Source organism: Tamilnaduibacter salinus (assembly GCF_003096655.1).
GTDB lineage: Bacteria > Pseudomonadota > Gammaproteobacteria > Pseudomonadales > Oleiphilaceae > Tamilnaduibacter > Tamilnaduibacter salinus.
The window spans coordinates 85,054-104,862 of sequence record NZ_QEKQ01000004.1 but is presented as its reverse complement, the minus strand read 5'-3'; the positions used below and the strand labels follow the sequence as shown (position 1 = coordinate 104,862).

The window sequence follows — 19,809 nt, the reverse complement described above, 5'->3', positions numbered from 1 at the left end:
GTGTTCTACTGATACAGCAACAGGTGATTGGCCCCCCCCCGAAATTACCAGCCCTGCATGACAGAAGATCAACGCACCACCATCGAGCTCCGCGTTTTGTTACTTTTGGTGTAACTTTTCGCGGAGAGAGCCATGCAACCGCTTCAACGTCTGGAACAGTGGCTCAGGGAGCATCATGGCCAGCAACGGTCTGGGTTATTCCGAGCCGGAGATTTTCGCTCACTATTCCCGCAGATGAGCAACGGTGCCTATCGTGCGCTCATCCACCGGGCGGAGCGCCGGGGGTTGCTGGAGCGCATCTGTCAGGGGGATCTATCAGTATTCCGGCTCTCCCGACACCAGCGGTCTAGTCCTGTTTCATGCGGCGGCGCTGCTTCGGGCCCGACACTTCAACTACATCAGCCTCGAAACCGTACTGAGCGACTCCGGGGTCATTTCGCAGATCCCCATGGGCTGGGTCACCCTCATTAGCACGGGCCGCTCGGCAGTCGTGGATTGTGGACGCTTCGGGTCCATCGATTTCGTCCACACCGAGCGCCCGATGGCGTGCATCATGGACCATCTAACTTATGACGCGCAGCGAGACCTCTTTCGGGCTGATGTTGAGCTCGCCATTGCGGACATGGCCCGTTTCAGGCGGAGAGGGATAGCCGATTTGATTCAACGGGAGGATGCGACCGATGAGCACCTTTGATGCACTGGTGAACCAAGCCCTGAAAAACCAGCGGGGGCTGGCCGCCCTGCGCCCGGTCGTCGAGAAGGAAATTTTCCACCACGACATCATCCGGGAACTGAATCAGGCAGATTTGCTGCAACACCTGACGTTCATTGATGGCACCTGCCTGCGCGCGTGCTACGGCTCGACCCGACTGAGTGAAGATCTGGACTTCACGGGCGGTGCGAATTTTGAGAAGTCCGATCTCGATGCCCTCAAGAATGTTCTCGAATCCCGGCTCCGGGAAAAGTATCAGACCCCCATTTCGGTGACAGACCCCAAAGCCGAACGACAGGGCAATGTGGACACCTGGAAGCTGCGCATCAACACCCAGCCCGAACGACCGGATATGCCGGCACAACGCATTCATCTCGATATCTGCGCCGTACCGAGTTATCAGGTCGAACCCCGGACACTGCAGAATCACTACAGGATTAACCTGGGCACCGACAACATGATCATCAATGTGCAATCGCAGGAGGAGATTTTTGCCGACAAGCTGATAGCATTCGGCATGCGACCAGGCCGTCTAAAGCATCGAGACCTGTGGGACATCGCCTGGCTGACACAGCGGGGCGTTCGCCCTGCCTATGATCTGCTCGACAACATACTAACCGACCACGGGGAATCACCTTCCGAATTTCTGACGAACTCAGAGTCACGCCTCCGGCAACTCAGCGACGATCCGCAGATCAAAAAGGACTTCGCCTTTGAAATGCAGAGATTCATCGCGCCGGATGCCCTCGAAAGAACGGTTCACCAAAGTGGCTTCTGGACCTATTCGGTGAATACCGTCAGTGACGCCATTCGACAAGCCCAATCCAGAATCGATGGCTCAGGGGAACCGGACCAACCGGATTTCCCGATGTAGGGGAAGCTCACAAGCTTGGCAGCCAGTGCACGCAACAAGTACTCAGGACTTCTTTTTCAGCGGCCAGCGAAAGGTAGCACCGAAACAATCGACTGGTCAGTTGTCCGAAAGCAGACACCCCAAACCGGACACTTATTAGTGGTCATTCAAATATAGCCTGTCCCCTGAAAAACAGATCTGATGGTAGGTGGGGCAATGGTCAAAATGACCGCATCTGGACACCGTATACCCGACAATCCTTGTGCCCAGAATTGGCTCTAATCGGCTAGGTACGGGATTATTCGTGGGTTTCTAGGAATTTCTTTCGTGGGCGTAACTAGCTGCTATCATTCGAAAAAGAGCATGCGAGACCGCATTGCATCAAAGGACGAAGTTGCACTCCGGAGGCGAAGGTCTCAGGTTCGAATCCTGACGGGCGGGCCATATTCCATAAAAAACCCCGCCAATGCGCGGGGTTTTTTTATGGAACTCTGGTCTGCTCGTTGGCCGATGAGAACCTGCGTTCGACTCGGAGTTCGCGAAGCGAACGGAGAGAACGTCGGAGCCGCGCGACGACGGCCCCGGAGGGGTGAGGTCGCGGAGCGACCGAATCATCCTGACGGGCGGGGAGGCCAGCCACTGCGTTCGACAAATTGCGCCAGCAATTTGGGCGTCGGAGCGTAGCGACGACGGGGCGAAGCCCCGAACAACGCGCCCAAAGCGTTGTGAGTCCATCCTGACCTTTCAGTAACTCCATACTTGGATACAACACTCCCAAGTACCCTACCGCCTGCCCAGTTCCGCCCTGCTTGTTCGCCGATGAGAACCTGCGTTCGACTCGGAGTTCGCGAAGCGAACGGAGAGAACGTCGGAGCCGCGCGACGACGGCCCCGGAGGGGTTAGGTGAGGTCGCAGAGCGACCGAATCATCCTGACAATCTCAGAGGCATCCGGCGTGGCGATTACGCCACCGCCGGCTCCGAAACAGCCTCCCCCGCTCGCTCGTCGAGCCAGCCAAACAGTTCCCGCTGAACCTGATCAAAATAACGCCCGCCCACGGTCCAGTGGCACGCCCCAGGGATCTCTACCAGGCGGGCCTGCGCCCCATACTTGCGAGCGATCTGCCGCTGAATACCAATGGGCGTTATGCGGTCTTCGGTGCCACCAAGGACCAGAATCGGGCACTGGATCGACTGCGGATCGACCCGGGAAAACGCATTGGGCAGGAAGCCGGCGATGCCGATCTGGAACGCCGCCATGCCGGATTCGTAGGTGGCGTGGTCGAGTATCCACTGCTGGGTGTCCGCGTTTTGCTGGTTGGCGATGCCGTAGCGGATGCTGTCAGCACGCAGCGTCATGACATGCTTCCAAAGCGGGAACAGCAGCAGATTCCGGCCAAAGGTACGCACCATCGACCAGGACCAGCTGTTGATGCCACCCGGCGCGGCGGAGGACAGCAGCACCAGCCTCTCGCACGGCACCCGGGCCGCGACGAGCTGAGCAAGCAGGCCACCCATGGAGTGGCCCACGAGAATGGGTGGGGCGTCCAGCTGCTTCACCCGGTCCACCAGAAACGCCACATAGTCCTGTAGCCGCGTCTGGGCGAGCGTGGCCCGTGCGTGGTCGTCGTAGTCCGCTTTCGCCATGTGCAGCGGCAGGCAGGGCGCCTCCACCGAATAGCCTGCCTGCTCAAACGCCTCGCGGAGTTCATCCAGCGCCTCAGGCGTGCTCCACATGCCGTGGACGAGCATCACCGGCGGCTTGTTCGTCTCTTCTGCGGTCATCGTTGTGTCCCTGTTCCTCAGTCAAGCGGCTTTGTCCGATGCGCCGGGTGCGCGCCGGGCATCCTCTGGCGTTTCGAATGACAGGACGCCGTCGTCCACCGGGTCCTCGGTCAGCATCTTCTTGTCGCGACCGTAGTGCATCGTCACTTCCCAGGGCCCTTCCCCCTGACGGGGCATCAGGTGTTGCGCGCGGCTGATGTAGCCCGGCGCAAAACCGTCGAGCATCCCCACGCCGGCATTTTTCCCATCCCGGTCAACCGGTCGCGCGACGGTGGCTCCGGTCTCTTCCATGCGCTTGAACAGTCGGCACAGATACTGACCGCCGATATCGCATTTCAGGGTCCAGGGCGCGTTGGTGTAGCCGAAGATCCAGCCGTAGTTGGGAATGTCCTGCATCATGATGCCCTTGTAGACCATCTTCGAGGGCAATGACACCGACTCGCCATCAAGCTGGATGTCCATGCCACCCATCAGCTGGACGTCCAGCCCGGTGGCAGTGACGATCACGTCCGCCTCCAGCGTCTCGCCGGATTGGAGCACGATGCCGTTTTTCGAGAAGTGATCGATGTGGTCAGTCACGATGTCCGCTTTGCCAGAGCGCAGGCTGTTGAAAAAGTCGCCGTCCGGTGCCGCACACAGGCGCTGCTCCCAGGGGTTGTAGTCCGGCGTGAAGTGGCGCATATCGACGTTCGGGCCGACCTTCTTGCGCATATGCGAGAGGAAGAATTTGCGCATCGCATTCGGCCAGCGCATGGACGCCAGATAGATGCCCCGCTGAAGCAGAATGTTGCGCTGTCGCGCCATCTGGAACACCCACCGCTTGGGCAGGACCTTGTTGAGCAGCATGGAGACCTTGTCCGTGTCCGGCACCGACATGATGTAACTGGGCGAGCGTTGCAGCATGGTGACCTTCGCCGCTTTGTCCGCCATCGCCGGCACCACGGTAATCGCGGTCGCGCCGCTGCCGATCACCACCACCTTCTTGCCCGTGTAGTCGAAGTCCTCCGGCCACTGTTGCGGGTGGATAATCCGGCCCTCGAACGACTCCTCCCCCTCGAAGTGCGGGCGATAGCCGTGGTCGAAGTTGTAATAACCGGCACAGTTCACCATGAAGTGACAGGTGATGGTGCGCTCCTCGCCGGTCGGCTCATGCCGCGCCGTAATGGTCCACCGCTGGTCCGCGCTGGACCAGTCCGCACTGACGATGTTCATTCCGAATTGTACCTTGTCCGCCAGATGGAACTCGCGGGCGGTTTCGGCAACGTAGTGGCGGATATCCGTGCCCTTGGCCAGCACCTGATTGGAGTACCAGGGTTTGAAGTCGAACCCGAAGCTGGCCATGTCCGAATCCGAACGAATCCCCGGATACCGGAACAGATCCCAGGTGCCGCCCATTTTCTCCCGGCGCTCCAGGATCGCCAGGCTCCGGCGCGGGAACTCACCGGCAATGTGGCAGGCGGTCCCGATGCCGGACAGGCCGGCGCCAATGATGACGGTGTCGTAGTGCGGCGCAGTCATGGTGGTCTCCCTGTTGTCTCTTGTAATGACCAGCACCTGCCACTATTCCAGAGGCCACGCTTGACAATATTGACAAAACCGGACAGTTTTTTGACATATCGAGACACCGACACGCGTTCTTCAGCGCGAGTCTCAGGAAACCGGGAGCGCGCATGAGCAGCCTGATCCGGGCCACCAACCTGTGGGGGTTTGACGAACTCGTCCGCATCCGCGGCGGCGATCCACTGCCATTGCTGGCGCGCTACCACATACCGCCGGAAGAGCAGCGCGATGACCGCTCGTTTCTGATCTACCGGAATGTGTCCGCGCTGTTCGAAGACACCGCCCGGAAGCTCGACTACCCCGAATTCGGTCTCAAGCTCGCCGAGTACCAGGGCATGGACATCCTCGGACCGATTTCCGTAATCGCCCGCAGCTCGGCCACCGTCGGCGACGCCATTCAGAGCATCGCTCGCTACCTGCACCTGCACTGCCCCGCCCTGAAACTGACCGCCCGTACCGAAACCGCCGACATCGTCCAGCTCCATTACCACGTGGATGATGAGGGCGCCGGTTACCGGGTGCAGGCCTACGAGCTGGGCATGTCCAACGCCATGCAGGTGCTCAAGCTGCTCTGCGGGGATGCCGTGGCGCCGCTGAGCGTGCACCTGATGCACGAACGTGCCGGAGACGAGTCGGTTTATCACGCCGTGTTCAACAGCCCGGTTCACTTCCGCGAACCCTGGTGCGGCTTTCGCCTGCCCGTCTCCGCGTTCACGATCCCCTTGGCCAGCGTCGACCACCAGACCTGGCAACTGGCGGACCGCTACCTGGAATCCCAGCAGGCACCCAACGCCGCCACCGTCTCCGAAGACGTCATCGGCCTCATCCGCACACTCCTCCCCACGGGCCGCTGCAGCAGCGAGGCCATTGCCGCCCACCTGGCCATGCACAAACGCACCCTGCAGAGACACCTCGACCGCGAAGGCACCCGCTACGAACAACTGCTCAACGACGAACGGCGCCACCTCGCCCACCAGTACCTGCTGGAGCCCAAACTCAAACTCAGCCAGATCGCCGGCCTGCTGGGCTACTCCGAACAGTCCGCCTTTAACCGGGCCTGCCGGCAATGGTTTGAGATGACGCCGAGGCGGTATCGGGCGTGGTTGTTGAATCGGGGGTGATGGGCATTAGTCCGGGATGCGACGGCCAATACATTTCTCAAAGATCGCTTCAAGCCCAGACGAATCGCAGCGTAAAGCGGATTGGATATTAGCCTCTTGCCATTCCTTCTCTGTGACGGGCTCCCAACGAATTTCATAGCCCGCATTCACGATCAGGAACTCAAATAGCAGCCGTTGCGCCCGACCGTTTCCTTCGCGGAAAGGATGAACCATGTTCAGCTCTCCGTAGAACTCGGCCAATTCCCTAACGAGGGCATATCGGGACAAACCCTCCAGCCAATTCCTGCCGGCAAGCTGATCAAATAGCTTCTTTGCTTCCGGCTCAATGCGCTGGGCCGTGCAAAAGCGCGTCTCGCCTTTGGCAATATCAACCGAGCGACATTCCCCTGCCCAGTCGTAAATATCTCGGAACAGAAGACGGTGAACTCGCCGGAGCGTGGCAAGACTATAAGGAGGGGGTTCGAACTCGATTTCTTCGGCGGCAGCCGCGGTAATGTCCCGCTCCGCATCAGTCAGTTCAGCGGCATCCTTAATGCTCAGTCGGTTCTTAAGGACATCGCTATTGGGGTAACAATAAGCGTCCTGCTCAACCCCATATTTATCCATTTCAGGCGTTGGCTGTGGCTCGTTTGCGATGGGCACGGACGGCTGCACGACGTGAGGCGTACTTGACGTCACCGCTCTTCACATCAAAACCCTCCAACCGCAAACTGGCTGCGTAGTTGGCGCGCCGGGTTTTGGCAAAATAGGCTCTTTTTGCTTCCAGCGAGGATGAAGCCATGGTCTGCTGCCTTTTGGGACTGTCTAAATAATGTACCAAAACCGGCGTTTATGCGCCATTTCGGGAACGGCAGGATTCGCTCTTCGCACAGCCGATCGAGCGGACACAAACACTCAAACTGGCGCTTGAAGGATATGCCCCCACCGCATTGTCTGTATCGCATGAGCCGCCCAAAGCCCAGTCTCAAAAACGCGCCTGATAGCTCCGTGGAATCAGATGGACATACTGCTCCACTGCCCCGGGCAACACAAAAAGCCTTGGCGACATGCTGAATTCGTAAACCCGGTAGAGCCGGTAGGCATCCGAGTAATCGTTGGAGAAGGCCCGCTCGTTCTCGCTGATGAAGAACGGTTGGTACTTGCCCGAGTGCGTGGCTTTCACCTCCAGAAAACGCTCCTCATCGCGACGGGCATCAAAAGAGCGGATGTCGAAGCCTAAGCCATCGCCCCGCTTAAGGCTGGACCATTCCACCTCGGCAGCCAGGTCCGGACGGCCTTCCTCTGTCAGGCGCTGGCGCTCCAACTGCACCACAAAGGATTCCGCCGATTGCCCCAGCGAGCGATTCCGCCTTTCCCGTTCACTGAAATCAATCCGTCTGGCGATGTAGGACGGACGACTTTCGGCGACATAGGGAATGCGGTCCGGTGGGTTGGGGTCGTAGACCTTACTCCAATCCATCGGGCTGGGCTCGGGCTCGGTTACCGAACCGCCCGCTAACTGCGTCAGGTCATCCAGCAGGCTCTGATGGCCAGCCAGATAGGACAATACAACCTGTCCAAGCTGCTGCTGATAATTGTGAGCGGGCCGGTAGCCCGGAAGATATGGCAGTCCCTGCTCCAGCAGCACGGCACTGATGTTTCGGTGCTTGAACTCAATGGAAGGGCGGGATCGGTTGTTCAGGTATGCCTGCAACGCACGCCGGTGATCGGCCTTGCTGTATTTCACGCCAGCCAGGTGCTTTTCCATCATCGCCATATAGTCGGCCACAAGAAACTCGCATTCGAGCCAGTCCCAGCCACCACGCCCCGGCTGAATCAGCTCACGAATGGCCGTCTCGTCCAGATTCTTTTCCATCGCCGACTTCAGAAGCTCTCGGGCGATCCGGTTCCCCAGAAGCTCAAACAGCTCATCGTCCAGAAACGCATAATCGACCAACGCGTTCAGGGCACCCGGCGAGGTGACGGTATTCTGGTCAGCGTATCGTTCGCGTTGGCCGGGGCGCTCTTTGTGGTGCCAGAAGCCTTCACTGCGAAGATGGAAAAACGGCAAATGGGGATTGTCGCGGTCGGAAGGACCGGCGAGTTCCTGAAAATGGTCTGTGAATCGGGCCCTGAGCCGATCATCAAAGTAGAATGCATTCTCCTGAATCTGGCCCGACTCAACCAGGTCCATGACGGCCCGCAATAACGCCACCTTATGCGGACTCCGGTTGCCTCCGGCACTGTTCACCCGCAGCGCCGAAAAGCGCTGTTCATAATCCAGCAGGCTCACCGCTCACTCCAATAGTCGGCCTTATCCGGCATCACCCAACGCACACCGCCACGCGGGTCCGCCACATCGCCGCTGTGGCGCGGAATCAGATGGCAGTGCATGTGCCTGACCGTCTGGCCGGCCGCCTCTCCGCAATTCATGCCGATATTGTAGCCATCAGGCTGGTAGTGCGCGTCCAGCCACTGCTTGCCCTGCTCAACCAGGTCCATGATCGCCTGTTGTTCTTCAGTGGTCAGATCAAACCAGTCGGCGGCGTGGCGTTTGGGGACGATGAGGAGGTGGCCGTCTGAAACCGGGTAGGCGTCCAGGCGGGCGTGCGCATAGTCGTTTTGCAGAACAACGCCCGTCTGGAGTTCCTCAGGGTGAGAGCAGAAAGGGCAAAGAATCCTCGACATAAACTCCTCAAAAGAAGCACGCAGACTCATTGGGTTGAGGCCCGCCGGTTTCGACAACTACCTGTCTACATTAGATCTCTTGGAGAATCACGACCAATATTGACGGTAGCTCAATCTATAGAACCAAAAATCTGGTTTTAACCGCCGCAATAGACTACCATAGAACCAAATTTCTGGTCTCAAGGCGACTCCAATGGCCAGCAAGACGTTGACACTGCAGGCGCACTGGAACGGTCTATGGCGTGATGCCGGAGATGTGACGTTCGCTGATCCGGACCGGGGCGTCGAAGGGCCCATGCAGTTCTATTACAATCCAATCTACATCAATGATGCCGATGACTACCGGCCAGGGCTCGGCTTTCGCGACGAGCGTGCCATAGGTGTTCATGTGCCGGGAGAGTTCTCCGGGCATTTCAACGAGCAGCCGGTCGCACCGATTCTGAGGGACATTATTCCGCAGGGCGCCGGTCGGGATAATCTGCTTCGTCTTTGGGGGGTGGATCGGGATCCGGGGCCGGCGATGGACCTGACGTTGCTTGAATCCGCCTGCATCGCACCCATCGGCAACCTTCGAATCAAGCAAGCCGCCGACCAGTTCCAGGAGCAAGTCGCTCGACACCCTTCCCACGGGTTTACCAAAGCGGACGTGACGGAGCGCAGCGACGAACTGATCGATTACGCCCACTCGCTCGGCATTGCCATTGGCGGCGCAACCGGCGCAGCGGGTGACGCTCCGAAACTGTTGATGGCGGAAGGCTCTGACGGGCGGCTTTATCTGGAAGGAACGCTCGCCGACGATGATGTCGTCGGACACTGGCTCATCAAATTCCCGAGGGGGCGTCGCAAAGAACGGGATCGGGACGTTCTGCGCTGTGAAGGCATGATCTACCAAGCACTGGAAGCGTTGGGGATCGACGCGGTATCCGGTGCCGAACTGCATGAGGGCGACATGGTGTCGTTATGGCTTCCCCGATTCGACCGTCTCGTTTCACAGGGCCAAGTTGAACGGCTGGGCGTCGAGTCCGTGTATAGCCTCAACCAGATGCTCGGCAATGGCGCCACCATGCAACACACGGCGGCGCTTGACCAAATTGAAGCGGCCGTTGGTGGTGACAGGGATACACTACTGGCCGAATACCTCACCAGAGACGCCATCAACACGGCGATTGGCAATTCCGACAATCACGGTCGGAACACCGCCGTTGTGAAGCAGGCCGGCACCATACGGCTCGCCCCTGCGTACGACCTGGCTCCGATGGTTCTCGACCCGGAGGGCATCGCCCGGACAACACTCTGGCCAGAGCACTTCCGCAACACCTCCGGCCACGTCGATTACCGTGCCGTCATCAGGGACCGTGCCTGTGACCCGGCCGTCGTTCTGGCGGCGTTTCAGCGCAACCTGGCCAGATTGGCAACGCTCGACGAACGGATGCATGCGCTTGGCGTCCCCCAATCCGTGACAAACCACCCTCGAGTCAACTTCGACCGTCTGGCTGAGTTGGCCGATGACTTGTTGTCATACGAGCCGTAACAGCGCAAACGGGAACAGACCGACCATGCCAACAATGAAACCGAGAATCAGCGCGGAAGAGCGGCAACATCGCGAAGAGGAACTCCAACGCCAATTAGCCGCCGGCGAGGTCACAATCGGTGAGGCGGTGCGGGAGATGCGTCAGCGGTGGCTGGGTCTGAAGCAGGCGCAGTACGCCCGCTTATGCCGCGTCTCCAAGAACACGCTCGGTGCGATTGAGCGGGATGAGCTGAACGTGAGCGTGACCTCCCTTCAGGCGGTCATCAGACCGCTCGGGTATCGCCTGACTCTGGCGCCGGTGAGGCCCGCCTGAGGTGATCGGTCCTCGCTAGCCACATGTTACCCTGACGTCCCAAAGGAGATGACGGATCACCGAACGCCATGCCCCTGGATTTTCGTACCGCCAGCCAACTGCGACACCATCACCCGGCCTGGCGTCTGTTACTGGCCGACCATTCCCCACTGATTGCCAGCTTTCTGGATGCGGCTTTCATTGAGCCCAATGTGCGCACCATGCCGGAGTCCCGATTACAGGCTCGGCTGGAAGACCATCTGTTCCAGCTTCGCGAGAGCGAGAGGGAAGAGGCCTTCCCTCGCAGTGCGACCGACTACCTCAACGATTGGGCGGATAACCACAAGGGCTGGCTCCGTAAGTTCTACCCGATTGATTCCGACGAAGCCCACTTCGACCTGACGCCCGCCGCCGAGAAGGCCATTGGATGGCTGACCAGCCTGACCCAGCGCCATTTCGTGGGCACCGAGTCGCGTCTGAAAACCATCTTCGACCTGCTGGGGCAGATTCTCGAGGGCGTTGAGACCGATGCCGAGGCGCGGATCGCCGAGCTGGAACGGCGCCAGTCCGACATTCAGCGAGAAATCGACAGCATCCGGGATGGACACATCGACGTGATGGGCGAAACCGCCGTGCGCGAGCGTTTCCAGCAGCTGACCGGAACCGCACGTGAGCTGCTGTCGGACTTTCGGGAAGTGGAGCATAATTTTCGCCAGCTCGACCGACAGGCGCGGGAGCAGATCACCACCTGGGAGGGCAGTAAGGGGCAGTTGCTTGATCACATCTTTGGTGAGCGCGATGCCATCGCCGACTCCGACCAGGGCAAGACCTTCCGCGCATTCTGGGATTTTCTGATGTCGCCAAGCCGTCAGGAAGAGTTGACGGACGGCTTGGAACAACTCTTCCGTCTCGATGAAGTCCGCGAGCTGTCGCCCGACCCGCGCCTCAAGCGCATCCACTTCGACTGGCTGGAGGCCGGCGAGCAGACCCAGCGCACGGTCGCCCGGCTGTCCGAACAACTGAGACGGTTTCTGGATGATCAGGCCTATCTGGAGAACAAACGCATCATGCAGGTCATTCAGGACATCGAGGGCCACGCGCTGGCCCTGCGGGACGACCCGCCCGGCGGCGACCTGATGAGCGTCGAGTCACCGACCGCGGACATCCGACTGCCCATGGAGCGCCCCCTGTTCTCACCACCGCTGCAACCGGTGATTGACGACGAGGTCACCTCGGGCGACGAGTCAGCGGTGGATCCCGACGCGCTGTTCAATCAGGTGGTCGTGGACGACGTTCGCCTGCGCCACGCCATCGACCGCCAGCTTCAGGGCCGGGACCAGGTCACCCTGGCCCAGGTAATCGACGCCAACCCGCTGGAGGTGGGCCTGGCGGAGTTGGTCGCCTACCTGTCACTGGCCGGCAGTGACGAGCGCGCCACCTTCGATGACCAGACGCCGGAGACCATCGCGTGGCAGGATGAGAGCGGCCTGATGCGCCGCGCCCGGCTGCCGCGTGTTCTGTTCACCCGCCAACGGACCGGATAATGGAAGCAACCGAGGAACCCAGCGATAACGCCCTGTCACGGATCATCATCCGCCTGCTGCGCGGAGTGCTCTATCAGGAGGACGACCCGGGACTCTGGCAACAGCTTCTCAATCTCCAACCCCGCGTGCGTGACTACGTCGCCGTTCTGGGCCTGGAGTTGCTGCTGGACGAAGCCGAGGGCTACGCCTGGCTGCGCACCCGCGAGACCGCCGAGGGCGAACAGGAACTGCCACGCCTGGTGGGCCGGCGCCAACTGTCCTATCCGGTCAGCCTGCTGATTGCCCTGCTGCGGCGCAAACTCGCCGAGGCGGACACCCAGGGCGGAGAGCTGCGCCTGATTCTTGACCGGGCGGACATTGTGGACATGCTGCGTACCTTTCTCCCGGAGAGCACCAACGAGGCGCGTCTGGTGGACCGAATCGACAGTCACCTCAACCGCATTGCCGAGCTGGGCTTCATCCGTCGTCTGCGCGGGCAGGATGACAAGATCGAGGTACGGCGCATCATCAAAGCCTACGTGGATGCCCAGTGGTTGAATGAATTCGACGAGAAGCTGACCGCCTACCGGGACCATGCCAGCCCGCAGCCCCCCGCAACCAAAGAGGAACACTGATGCAGGAACAGCTGCTGGACTTCGCCGACGATGACACACGCGCGGGCTTTCGCCTGCAACGGTTGGAAGTGTTCAACTGGGGCACCTTCCACAATCGTGTCTGGCGCCTGGGTGTGAATGGCGATAATGGCCTGCTGACCGGTGACATCGGTTCCGGTAAATCGACGCTGGTGGATGCCATGACCACCCTGCTGGTCCCGGCCCAGAAGATCGCGTACAACAAGGCCGCCGGGGCCGAGACCAAAGAACGCTCACTGCGGTCCTATGTGCTTGGCTATTACAAGTCCGAACGCTCCGAGACGGGTCAGCACGCCCGGCCCGTTCCCTTGCGGGACCACAACAGCTACTCGGTCATCCTTGCCGTTTTCGCCAACGAGGGCTACGACCAACAGATCACTCTGGCTCAAGTGTTCTGGCACAAGGACCGTCAGGGCCAACCGGCGCGTTTCTACGTGGTGGCCGAAGGGGATTGTGACATTCAGGAGGATTTCGCCGGTTTCGGCAGCGATATCCGCCAGCTTCGCAAGCGCTTGCGAGACGATGACCGGATGCAGCTGTTCGACAGCTTCCCGCCTTATGAAGCCGCCTTCCGACGCCAGTTCGGCATCGACAACGACCAGGCGCTGGATCTGTTTCACCAGACCGTGTCCATGAAGTCCGTGGGCAACCTTACCGACTTCGTCCGGGACCACATGCTTGAGGCTTTCCACGTCGGGCCGCGCATTGATGCGTTGATCGGTCATTTCGACGACCTGAACCGGGCGCACGAGGCCGTGCTCAAGGCCCGCGCCCAGGTCGAGGCGCTGGAACCGCTGGTGGCCGACTGCCATCGATACCAGTCGATCAGCGACGACCGCACCCGTTGGGAACAGTGCCGGGATGCCCTGCGGGCCTATTTCGCGGGCCATAAGGATCGGCTGCTCAGCCATCGCCTGGAGCGCCTGGCGGCCGAAGACGAGCGGCTGGATCAGAACGCACTGCAGCAGCAACGCCTGCTGGATCGGCAGCGCGCTGAGCGGGACCAGCTCAAAGAGGCCATTGCCCGGAACGGCGGCGACCGGCTTGAACAGCTCAGAGGCGAAATCGCCGAAACCCGGCGCCGGCGTGACGACCGCCGCCAACGGGCGGACCGGTATGCGGAACTGGCCGGTCAGGCCGGACTCCCCGCGCGGCCGGACCCGGACACCTTCGCCGACAGCCATCACACACTGACCAGCCGGCGGGCCTCACTGGACCATGACAATCAGACCATCGACACCCAGCGGACCGAACTGGCCGTCTCTCTCCGCCAGCACCGGGAATCGCATGAGGCTCTCGGCGAAGAGATTGATTCGCTCAAGCGCCGGCGCTCCAACATCAGCGCCCGCCAGATCCGCATTCGCCAGACGCTGTGTGAGGCGCTCGACCTGAACGAGGACGACCTGCCCTTCGTTGGCGAGCTGATCCGCGTCCGCGAGGACGAATCAGCCTGGGAAGGCGCCGCCGAGCGCGTACTGCATAATTTCGCGCTGTCCCTGCTGGTACCGGACGAGCATTACGAGGCCGTCGCCCGCTGGGTCAACGACACTCACCTTCGGGGGCGGCTGGTGTATTTCCGCGTACGCCAGCACCAGACCAACACCGTGCCGGACCGGCACCCGGAATCACTGGTGCACAAGCTGGAGATCCGGCCCGACTCCGCCTTCTATCCCTGGCTCGAACAGGCGCTCGACCAGCGCTTCGACTACGCCTGCTGCGATGACCTTGCCCATTTCCGACGCGAGAACCGGGCCATCACCCGCGCCGGTCAGATCAAGGCCGGCGGCCAACGCCATGAGAAGGATGACCGCCACGGACTGGACGACCGTAGCCGATACGTCCTTGGCTGGAGCAACCGCGCCAAGATCGAGGCCCTGGAAAGCCAGCAGGCAACGCTTGAGCGGACCATTCAGGACCTCGCCGATCAGCTTACGGACCTGGACCGCCAGCAAAAACAACTGGGCGAACGCCGGGATGCGCTGACGGCGTTACTGGAAATCCACGATTACCAGGACATCGACTGGGAAGGGCCCGCCCACGATCTGGCCCGGCTTGAGGACGAGAAGGCGGCGCTGGAAAAGGCCTCGGATCAGTTGCGCGCGCTCAACCAGCAACTCGAGGCGCTGGATTACCAGATCCAACAGACCGGAGACCAGCGCGACCAGTTGAATCGGGCGCTGGCGATCAACCGGGACAAACAGGACAGTGCCCGGCAGCAACAGTCAGAGGTTCGCGCGCTGATGACGGAGCAGCAAGCGGACCACGAACCCCATTTTGAGACGCTGGACGGACTGCGGGAAGAGGCCCTCGGCCCGCACCAGCTCACTGTGGAGTCCTGCGACAACCGGGAGCGGGACTTTCGCGAATGGCTGCAGAAAAAAGTAGACGCTGACGGCAAGAAACTCAGTAAGCTCCAGCAGCAGATCCAACAGGCGATGAGCGATTATCGCCACGCCTGGCCTCTGGACACTCAGGAGGTGGACGCCACCCTGGAGGCCGCGCCCGAGTATGAGACCATGCTGGAAAAACTGCGTGCCGACGATCTGCCCCGGTTCGAAAACACGTTCAAGGCACTGCTCAACGAGAACACCATCCGGGAGGTCGCCGGCTTCCAGTCCCAGCTGGCGCGCGAGCGACAGCAGATCCGCGAGCGGATCGACCAGATCAACCAGTCCCTGGCAGACATCGAGTACAACCCCGGTCGTTACATCCTGCTGGAGGCTCAGGCCACCAGCGACCCGGATGTCCGGGACTTCCAGGAACAGTTGAAAGCCTGCACCGAAGGCACCCTGACCGGCACCGAAGACGAACAGTACGCCGAAAGCAAGTTTCTTCAGGTCAAGGCCATCATCGAGCGCTTCCGGGGGCGGGAAGGCACGGCCGATATGGACCGGCGCTGGACCCGTAAGGTCACCGATGTGCGCCAGTGGTTCACTTTTGCCGCTTCGGAACGCTGGCGCGAGGACGGCAGTGAATACGAACACTACACCGACTCCGGCGGCAAATCCGGCGGCCAGAAGGAAAAGCTTGCCTACACGGTACTGGCGGCCAGCCTGGCTTACCAGTTCGGCCTCGAATGGGGAGAGGTCCGGTCACGCAGCTTTCGTTTTGTGATGATCGACGAGGCCTTCGGCCGCGGTTCCGACGAATCAGCCCGATTCGGCCTTGAGCTCTTCCGGCGCCTCAACCTGCAGTTGCTGATCGTCACGCCGCTGCAGAAGATCCACATCATCGAGCCCTACGTGGCGCACGTCGGCTATGTCCACAACCCCGAGGGGCGCGAGTCACTGTTGCGCAACCTGACCATTGAGACCTATCGAGCCGAACGGGAGAGGGCCACGGCCTCATGACCAGCTGGACCCGCTATGACGACGTTCACGCCAGGCTCGAAAAGGCATGGCATCGGGGCGATCTGCTGCGGGCCTGGCGCTGGCCGGACGACCGCTTCCCCTGGCGCCTGCCGTTGAAAAAACCCAGTGCCCGGGCGCTTGGCGAGCATTTCGAAGCGGCCCGTAACTGGGTCCGGCACTGGCAGGCCATCGAGGCGCGTGGCGAGGTCACTCTGGAATGGAAAACCGTCAATCATCGCCAGCTTGGACGCAATCGGTTTCCCGTGGCCGTGCTCATCGACAGCCCCGAGCGGGCGCTGCGTCTGACCCGCCATTGGCGGGACGCCCAGACCTTCGACCGGCTCTGCGATGCCATCCTGTCCGCGCTTCCCGAACTCGAGGACTGGCTCAAAAAACAGCCGCTCACCGCGCTGGCCCGGGCCGACGATTGGCCGCGCCTGCTGTCCGTTCTCCACTGGCTACGCGACCACCCCCGACCCGGCTGTTATCTGCGCCAGTTGAACCTGTCCGGCGTGCACACCAAGTTCATCGAGCGCCACCGCGGCCTGCTGACGGAGTTGCTCGACCTCGTTCTGCCCGAGTCCGCGATTGACACCACCGCCACCGGCGCCGGCGCCGCCGGTTTTGAACGCCGCTTCGGGTTTCTCACCAAGCCCGCACAGTTGCGTCTGCGCATACTGGACCCAACTCACCGGATCGCCGGACTCGACGACCTCCAGATTCCCGTGGCCGACTTCAACCACCTGTCGATGGCCATCGAAACGGTCTACATCGTCGAGAACGAGATCACTGCCCTGTCATTCCCTTCAAGCCCATCCGCCATCGTTATCTTCGGCCAGGGCTATTCGGTGGGTCCCTTACTGGCTGGTGCTGACTGGCTGGCCGACAAGCAGCTGGTGTACTGGGGCGACATCGACACTCACGGCTTCGTCATTCTCGACCGGCTGCGCCGCTACTGGCCGCAGGCCCGCTCGCTGCTCATGGACCGCGCCACCCTGATGGCGCACCCGGAGCTGTGGGGGCACGAACCCCGCCCGTCCCATCGGGACCTTCCGAAACTGACGCCACCGGAACAGTCCCTGTACCAGGACTTGCGGGAAAACCGCTATGGCGAGAATATTCGCCTGGAACAAGAACATTTGCCGTTGTCGCTGATTGAATGACCGGACTTATTCAACCCACCGCAAATATCGAGACGTAAAGAGCCTGCTCCCACGCTGATCATCCCACCCTAGACTTCCTCGACGAGGTCATCCGAGATGGTTTTGGCGCTTTTTTCAGGGCCCACCTGGTCGGAGGCCGACGGCGCGCTCGACTGGCTGAGGGCTTTGCTCAATAGGCATCCCGGATCAGGTTGATCCCGGGCGTCAGCACTTCGCGCCAGGCCTGTTCCAGCGCCGGGGATGCTTCGGGATCGTGCTGGGCGACGGTGGCCACCAGCGCATCGAGCCAGAGGCCGTACCACTCCGGGTGGATGTCATAGCCGTGGCGGCTGTGGCTCTTGCCCAGATCGCGAAGCTTGCGATCAGGCATGCCTCGCGCGTACAGGATGAGCTGCATGATGCCGTTGCGCAGCAGATGTCGCTGGGCCGCCATGTCGGTCTTCACGAACTGTTCGCGAATCACCTCGGAGCTGCCCATGAAACGATCGTAAAAATCCACGAAAAACGCCTCTCGCTGGCAGCATCGTCCATAGCTCTGGAATACCAACTCCGTCTTTTCCGGGTCCATCCCGCTGTCCTCCATCAACATGCCATTCAAAACCGATCACATGCTAACGGCAGGCGTGGAAACGCACTGTAAGCGGTTGTAACGATGGCTTTCGCCGGAATCTCATGGGCGAACGAATCAAGCAGGAAGCCAGCCCCTTAGTAAGCGGCCTGGAACCCAGTCGTCCCGAATGACCATCACCAAAAGCACACCAATCACGTTAAACTGTGACCCACGCATTCAACCTTCCCCGAGCCAACAAAAAGGGATCTGACATGAGCATTCAGAGTGAACTGACCGCGACGATTCAGGACCTGGTCCAGCCGGGAAAAGGGATTCTGGCGGCGGACGAAAGTCATCCGACCATTGCCAAGCGCTTCAAGGCGGTGGGTGTGGAATCCTCCGAGGAGAAACGCCGGGAGTACCGCAGCCTGATCATGTCCGCACCCGGTGTGGGTGAGTCCATCAGTGGTGTGATTCTGTTCGAGGAAACACTGGGGCAGGAGAGCCTGGAGGGCCTGCCGATTCCGGAACTGCTGGGGCGTCAGAGCATCGTGCCGGGCATCAAGGTGGACAAGGGCAAGAAGCCGCTGCCGAACGCGCCAGGCGAAGAGATCACCTACGGCCTGGACGGCCTGGACGAACGCCTGGAAGGCTACAAGGCACAGGGCGCCCGCTTCGCCAAATGGCGGTGCGTGTTCCACATCTCCGAAACGCTGCCTTCCACACAGGCGATCGAGGCAAACGCGGAAACCCTGGCGCGCTACGCCGCCCTCTGCCAGTCGGTGGGCATTGTGCCGATCGTCGAGCCGGAAGTGCTGATCAACGGCGATCACACCATCGAGCGCTCCGCCGAGGTGAACGAGGTGGTCATTGATGCCGTGTTCGAGGCGCTGCGTCGTCACCGCGTGCAGCTTGAAACCATGATCCTCAAGCCGAGCATGGTCACGCCGGGCAAAGACGCGCCGAACGCTACTCCGGAACAGGTGGCCGAGGCGACGATTGCGGTGTTCCGTCGCGTGGTGCCGGCCGCCGTGCCGGGCATCAACTTCCTCTCCGGCGGTCAGACGCCCGAGGAAGCGACCGCGAACCTGAACGCCATCAACCGTCTCGGGGAGCAGCCCTGGGTGCTGAGTTTCTCCTACGGCCGGGCACTGCAGGAACCGTCCCAGAAGGCGTGGGCCGGCAGCCGGGACAATGCCGCCGAGACGCAGGCCGCGTTCCTGAAGCGGGCGAACCTCAACGGCGCGGCGCAGACCGGGCAGTATCGCCCGGAGATGGAAAACGACGCGGGATAACGGGCGGTACGGCAACAGGGCGCCTTAAACCATTTTGGTTTAAAAGTTACATTTAACCTGTTTTGGTTTTATTTATCACTTTACCCTGATAGGGTTGAATCCTGACAGGAAAGTGTCCGGGCGTCCCATGAACCACATCGTACTGATCGCCGACATCGTCGGCTCCCGCCAGCTGACCGACCGCCGCCAGGTACAGGAGCAACTGGCGGCGGTGCTGGATCGGCTGAACAGCGAACGCACGCAACTGGCCTCGCCCTACACCATCACATTGGGGGATGAGTTCCAGGCGGTATTCGACGGGGCCGGCCGGGTCTTTGCCGATGTGTTCACCGTGATGCAGGCGATGCATCCGGTGGCGCTGCGGTTTGCCATCGCCGTCGGCCCGCTGGATACCGCGATCAATCCCGACCAGGCCATCGGCATGGACGGCCCTGCGTTCTACCGGGCTCGCGATCTTCTGGAAGCGATGAAACGCGAAGACCGACTGGTGGACATCGCCGGCCTGCCCGAACCGGACGACCTCATGGACGCCGCTCTCGGCCTGTTCAACCATCAACTGTGCAAATGGCGGGCGAATCGACTGGATGTGCTTCAGTACCTGTTACGCGGCTGGGAGGTGAGCGCCATTGCCGAGTCAATCGACATCACCGAGCAGAGCGTGTACAAAAACATTCGTGACGGAGGGCTGGAGTCGGCCGTCCAGTTGCTCCGGTCGCTGACCGACCGCCTGAATCATGCTCTCGATGCCTGCTGACA

General features: G+C 60.9%; 18 protein-coding genes. 11 read left to right on the top strand and 7 right to left on the bottom strand.

Annotated features, from left to right (window positions below; genetic code table 11):
- The first annotated feature begins 253 nt into the window (after positions 1–253).
- Both C8D92_RS07295 and C8D92_RS07290 read left to right on the top strand, forming a co-directional pair.
- Complete coding sequence (locus tag C8D92_RS07295; RefSeq protein WP_243402396.1) at positions 254–694, top strand: hypothetical protein; 441 nt, start codon at positions 254–256, stop codon at positions 692–694.
- The gene (locus tag C8D92_RS07290; RefSeq protein WP_116918918.1) at positions 681–1,586 is read left to right on the top strand and encodes a nucleotidyl transferase AbiEii/AbiGii toxin family protein; all 906 of its coding nucleotides are present in this window, start codon (positions 681–683) and stop codon (positions 1,584–1,586) included. The genes C8D92_RS07295 and C8D92_RS07290 overlap by 14 nt, the downstream gene beginning before the upstream one ends.
- A gap of 940 nt (positions 1,587–2,526) precedes the next feature.
- Here the strand turns inward: C8D92_RS07290 and C8D92_RS07285 are convergent.
- Complete coding sequence (locus C8D92_RS07285) at positions 2,527–3,348, bottom strand: alpha/beta hydrolase (protein WP_116918917.1); 822 nt, start codon at positions 3,346–3,348, stop codon at positions 2,527–2,529.
- Positions 3,349–3,369: 21 nt separating this feature from the next.
- A complete protein-coding gene (locus tag C8D92_RS07280; RefSeq protein WP_116918916.1) occupies positions 3,370–4,866 on the bottom strand; it encodes a flavin-containing monooxygenase in 1,497 nt (498 codons plus the stop codon).
- 152 nt (positions 4,867–5,018) lie between these two features.
- On the opposite strand from C8D92_RS07280, the gene C8D92_RS07275 reads away from it, so the two are divergent.
- Positions 5,019–6,029 (top strand): AraC family transcriptional regulator, encoded by a 1,011-nt coding sequence (locus tag C8D92_RS07275; RefSeq protein WP_116918915.1) that lies wholly within the window; start codon positions 5,019–5,021, stop codon positions 6,027–6,029.
- A 6-nt stretch (positions 6,030–6,035) separates the two neighbouring features.
- On the opposite strand, the gene C8D92_RS07270 is transcribed toward C8D92_RS07275, so the two are convergent.
- The 4 genes from C8D92_RS07270 to C8D92_RS07255 all read right to left on the bottom strand — a co-directional run bounded on the left by C8D92_RS07270 (position 6,036) and on the right by C8D92_RS07255 (position 8,696).
- On the bottom strand, positions 6,036–6,635 hold the full coding sequence (locus tag C8D92_RS07270) for a putative adenosine monophosphate-protein transferase Fic (RefSeq protein WP_116918914.1): 600 nt from the start codon (positions 6,633–6,635) through the stop codon (positions 6,036–6,038).
- Position 6,636: 1 nt separating this feature from the next.
- Complete coding sequence (locus tag C8D92_RS07265) at positions 6,637–6,810, bottom strand: YhfG family protein (protein WP_095612405.1); 174 nt, start codon at positions 6,808–6,810, stop codon at positions 6,637–6,639.
- Positions 6,811–6,993: 183 nt separating this feature from the next.
- Positions 6,994–8,301: a protein NO VEIN domain-containing protein gene (locus C8D92_RS07260; RefSeq protein WP_116918913.1), complete on the bottom strand. Its 1,308-nt coding sequence runs from the start codon at positions 8,299–8,301 to the stop codon at positions 6,994–6,996.
- Positions 8,298–8,696, bottom strand: coding sequence for an HIT family protein (locus C8D92_RS07255; protein WP_116918912.1), 399 nt, complete (start codon positions 8,694–8,696; stop codon positions 8,298–8,300). The genes C8D92_RS07260 and C8D92_RS07255 overlap by 4 nt, the downstream gene beginning before the upstream one ends.
- 193 nt (positions 8,697–8,889) lie before the next feature.
- Between C8D92_RS07255 and C8D92_RS07250 the strand changes: the two genes are divergently transcribed.
- From C8D92_RS07250 to C8D92_RS07225, 6 genes are all read left to right on the top strand, one after another.
- Entirely contained in the window at positions 8,890–10,227 is a 1,338-nt protein-coding gene (locus tag C8D92_RS07250) for a type II toxin-antitoxin system HipA family toxin (RefSeq protein WP_116918911.1), read from the top strand.
- Between the two features lie 25 nt (positions 10,228–10,252).
- Positions 10,253–10,540, top strand: coding sequence for a helix-turn-helix domain-containing protein (locus tag C8D92_RS07245; RefSeq protein ID WP_158222369.1), 288 nt, complete (start codon positions 10,253–10,255; stop codon positions 10,538–10,540).
- A 68-nt stretch (positions 10,541–10,608) separates the two neighbouring features.
- Complete coding sequence (locus tag C8D92_RS07240) at positions 10,609–12,063, top strand: DUF3375 domain-containing protein (protein WP_116918910.1); 1,455 nt, start codon at positions 10,609–10,611, stop codon at positions 12,061–12,063.
- The gene (locus tag C8D92_RS07235) at positions 12,063–12,677 is read left to right on the top strand and encodes a DUF4194 domain-containing protein (RefSeq protein WP_116918909.1); all 615 of its coding nucleotides are present in this window, start codon (positions 12,063–12,065) and stop codon (positions 12,675–12,677) included. The genes C8D92_RS07240 and C8D92_RS07235 overlap by 1 nt, the downstream gene beginning before the upstream one ends.
- The gene (locus C8D92_RS07230; RefSeq protein WP_116918908.1) at positions 12,677–16,045 is read left to right on the top strand and encodes an ATP-binding protein; all 3,369 of its coding nucleotides are present in this window, start codon (positions 12,677–12,679) and stop codon (positions 16,043–16,045) included. The genes C8D92_RS07235 and C8D92_RS07230 overlap by 1 nt, the downstream gene beginning before the upstream one ends.
- Complete coding sequence (locus C8D92_RS07225) at positions 16,042–17,208, top strand: DUF3322 domain-containing protein (protein WP_116918907.1); 1,167 nt, start codon at positions 16,042–16,044, stop codon at positions 17,206–17,208. Before C8D92_RS07230 ends, C8D92_RS07225 begins: the two co-directional genes overlap by 4 nt.
- Before the next feature lie 169 nt (positions 17,209–17,377).
- On the opposite strand, the gene C8D92_RS07220 is transcribed toward C8D92_RS07225, so the two are convergent.
- Complete coding sequence (locus tag C8D92_RS07220) at positions 17,378–17,776, bottom strand: globin (RefSeq protein WP_095611458.1); 399 nt, start codon at positions 17,774–17,776, stop codon at positions 17,378–17,380.
- Between the two features lie 254 nt (positions 17,777–18,030).
- Here C8D92_RS07220 and C8D92_RS07215 point away from each other — a divergent pair, with 254 nt between their 5' ends.
- Positions 18,031–19,053, top strand: coding sequence for a class I fructose-bisphosphate aldolase (locus C8D92_RS07215; RefSeq protein ID WP_116918906.1), 1,023 nt, complete (start codon positions 18,031–18,033; stop codon positions 19,051–19,053).
- Between the two features lie 127 nt (positions 19,054–19,180).
- Positions 19,181–19,807: a SatD family protein gene (locus C8D92_RS07210; protein WP_095611460.1), complete on the top strand. Its 627-nt coding sequence runs from the start codon at positions 19,181–19,183 to the stop codon at positions 19,805–19,807.
- The last annotated feature ends 2 nt before the right edge of the window (positions 19,808–19,809 follow it).

What these genes read in the sequence shown, in the direction of transcription:
- C8D92_RS07275 (WP_116918915.1), top strand. Translation starts at nt 5,019, where the DNA reads ATGAGCAGCCTGATCCGGGCCACCAACCTGTGGGGGTTTGACGAACTC.
- C8D92_RS07290 (WP_116918918.1), top strand. Translation starts at nt 681, where the DNA reads ATGAGCACCTTTGATGCACTGGTGAACCAAGCCCTGAAAAACCAGCGG.
- C8D92_RS07250 (WP_116918911.1), top strand. Translation starts at nt 8,890, where the DNA reads ATGGCCAGCAAGACGTTGACACTGCAGGCGCACTGGAACGGTCTATGG.
- C8D92_RS07285 (WP_116918917.1), bottom strand. Translation starts at nt 3,348, where the DNA reads ATGACCGCAGAAGAGACGAACAAGCCGCCGGTGATGCTCGTCCACGGC.
- C8D92_RS07265 (WP_095612405.1), bottom strand. Translation starts at nt 6,810, where the DNA reads ATGGCTTCATCCTCGCTGGAAGCAAAAAGAGCCTATTTTGCCAAAACC.
- C8D92_RS07220 (WP_095611458.1), bottom strand. Translation starts at nt 17,776, where the DNA reads ATGGACCCGGAAAAGACGGAGTTGGTATTCCAGAGCTATGGACGATGC.
- C8D92_RS07210 (WP_095611460.1), top strand. Translation starts at nt 19,181, where the DNA reads ATGAACCACATCGTACTGATCGCCGACATCGTCGGCTCCCGCCAGCTG.
- C8D92_RS07230 (WP_116918908.1), top strand. Translation starts at nt 12,677, where the DNA reads ATGCAGGAACAGCTGCTGGACTTCGCCGACGATGACACACGCGCGGGC.
- C8D92_RS07235 (WP_116918909.1), top strand. Translation starts at nt 12,063, where the DNA reads ATGGAAGCAACCGAGGAACCCAGCGATAACGCCCTGTCACGGATCATC.
- C8D92_RS07255 (WP_116918912.1), bottom strand. Translation starts at nt 8,696, where the DNA reads ATGTCGAGGATTCTTTGCCCTTTCTGCTCTCACCCTGAGGAACTCCAG.
- C8D92_RS07270 (WP_116918914.1), bottom strand. Translation starts at nt 6,635, where the DNA reads ATGGATAAATATGGGGTTGAGCAGGACGCTTATTGTTACCCCAATAGC.
- C8D92_RS07245 (WP_158222369.1), top strand. Translation starts at nt 10,253, where the DNA reads ATGCCAACAATGAAACCGAGAATCAGCGCGGAAGAGCGGCAACATCGC.
- C8D92_RS07225 (WP_116918907.1), top strand. Translation starts at nt 16,042, where the DNA reads ATGACCAGCTGGACCCGCTATGACGACGTTCACGCCAGGCTCGAAAAG.
- C8D92_RS07280 (WP_116918916.1), bottom strand. Translation starts at nt 4,866, where the DNA reads ATGACTGCGCCGCACTACGACACCGTCATCATTGGCGCCGGCCTGTCC.
- C8D92_RS07240 (WP_116918910.1), top strand. Translation starts at nt 10,609, where the DNA reads ATGCCCCTGGATTTTCGTACCGCCAGCCAACTGCGACACCATCACCCG.
- C8D92_RS07215 (WP_116918906.1), top strand. Translation starts at nt 18,031, where the DNA reads ATGAGCATTCAGAGTGAACTGACCGCGACGATTCAGGACCTGGTCCAG.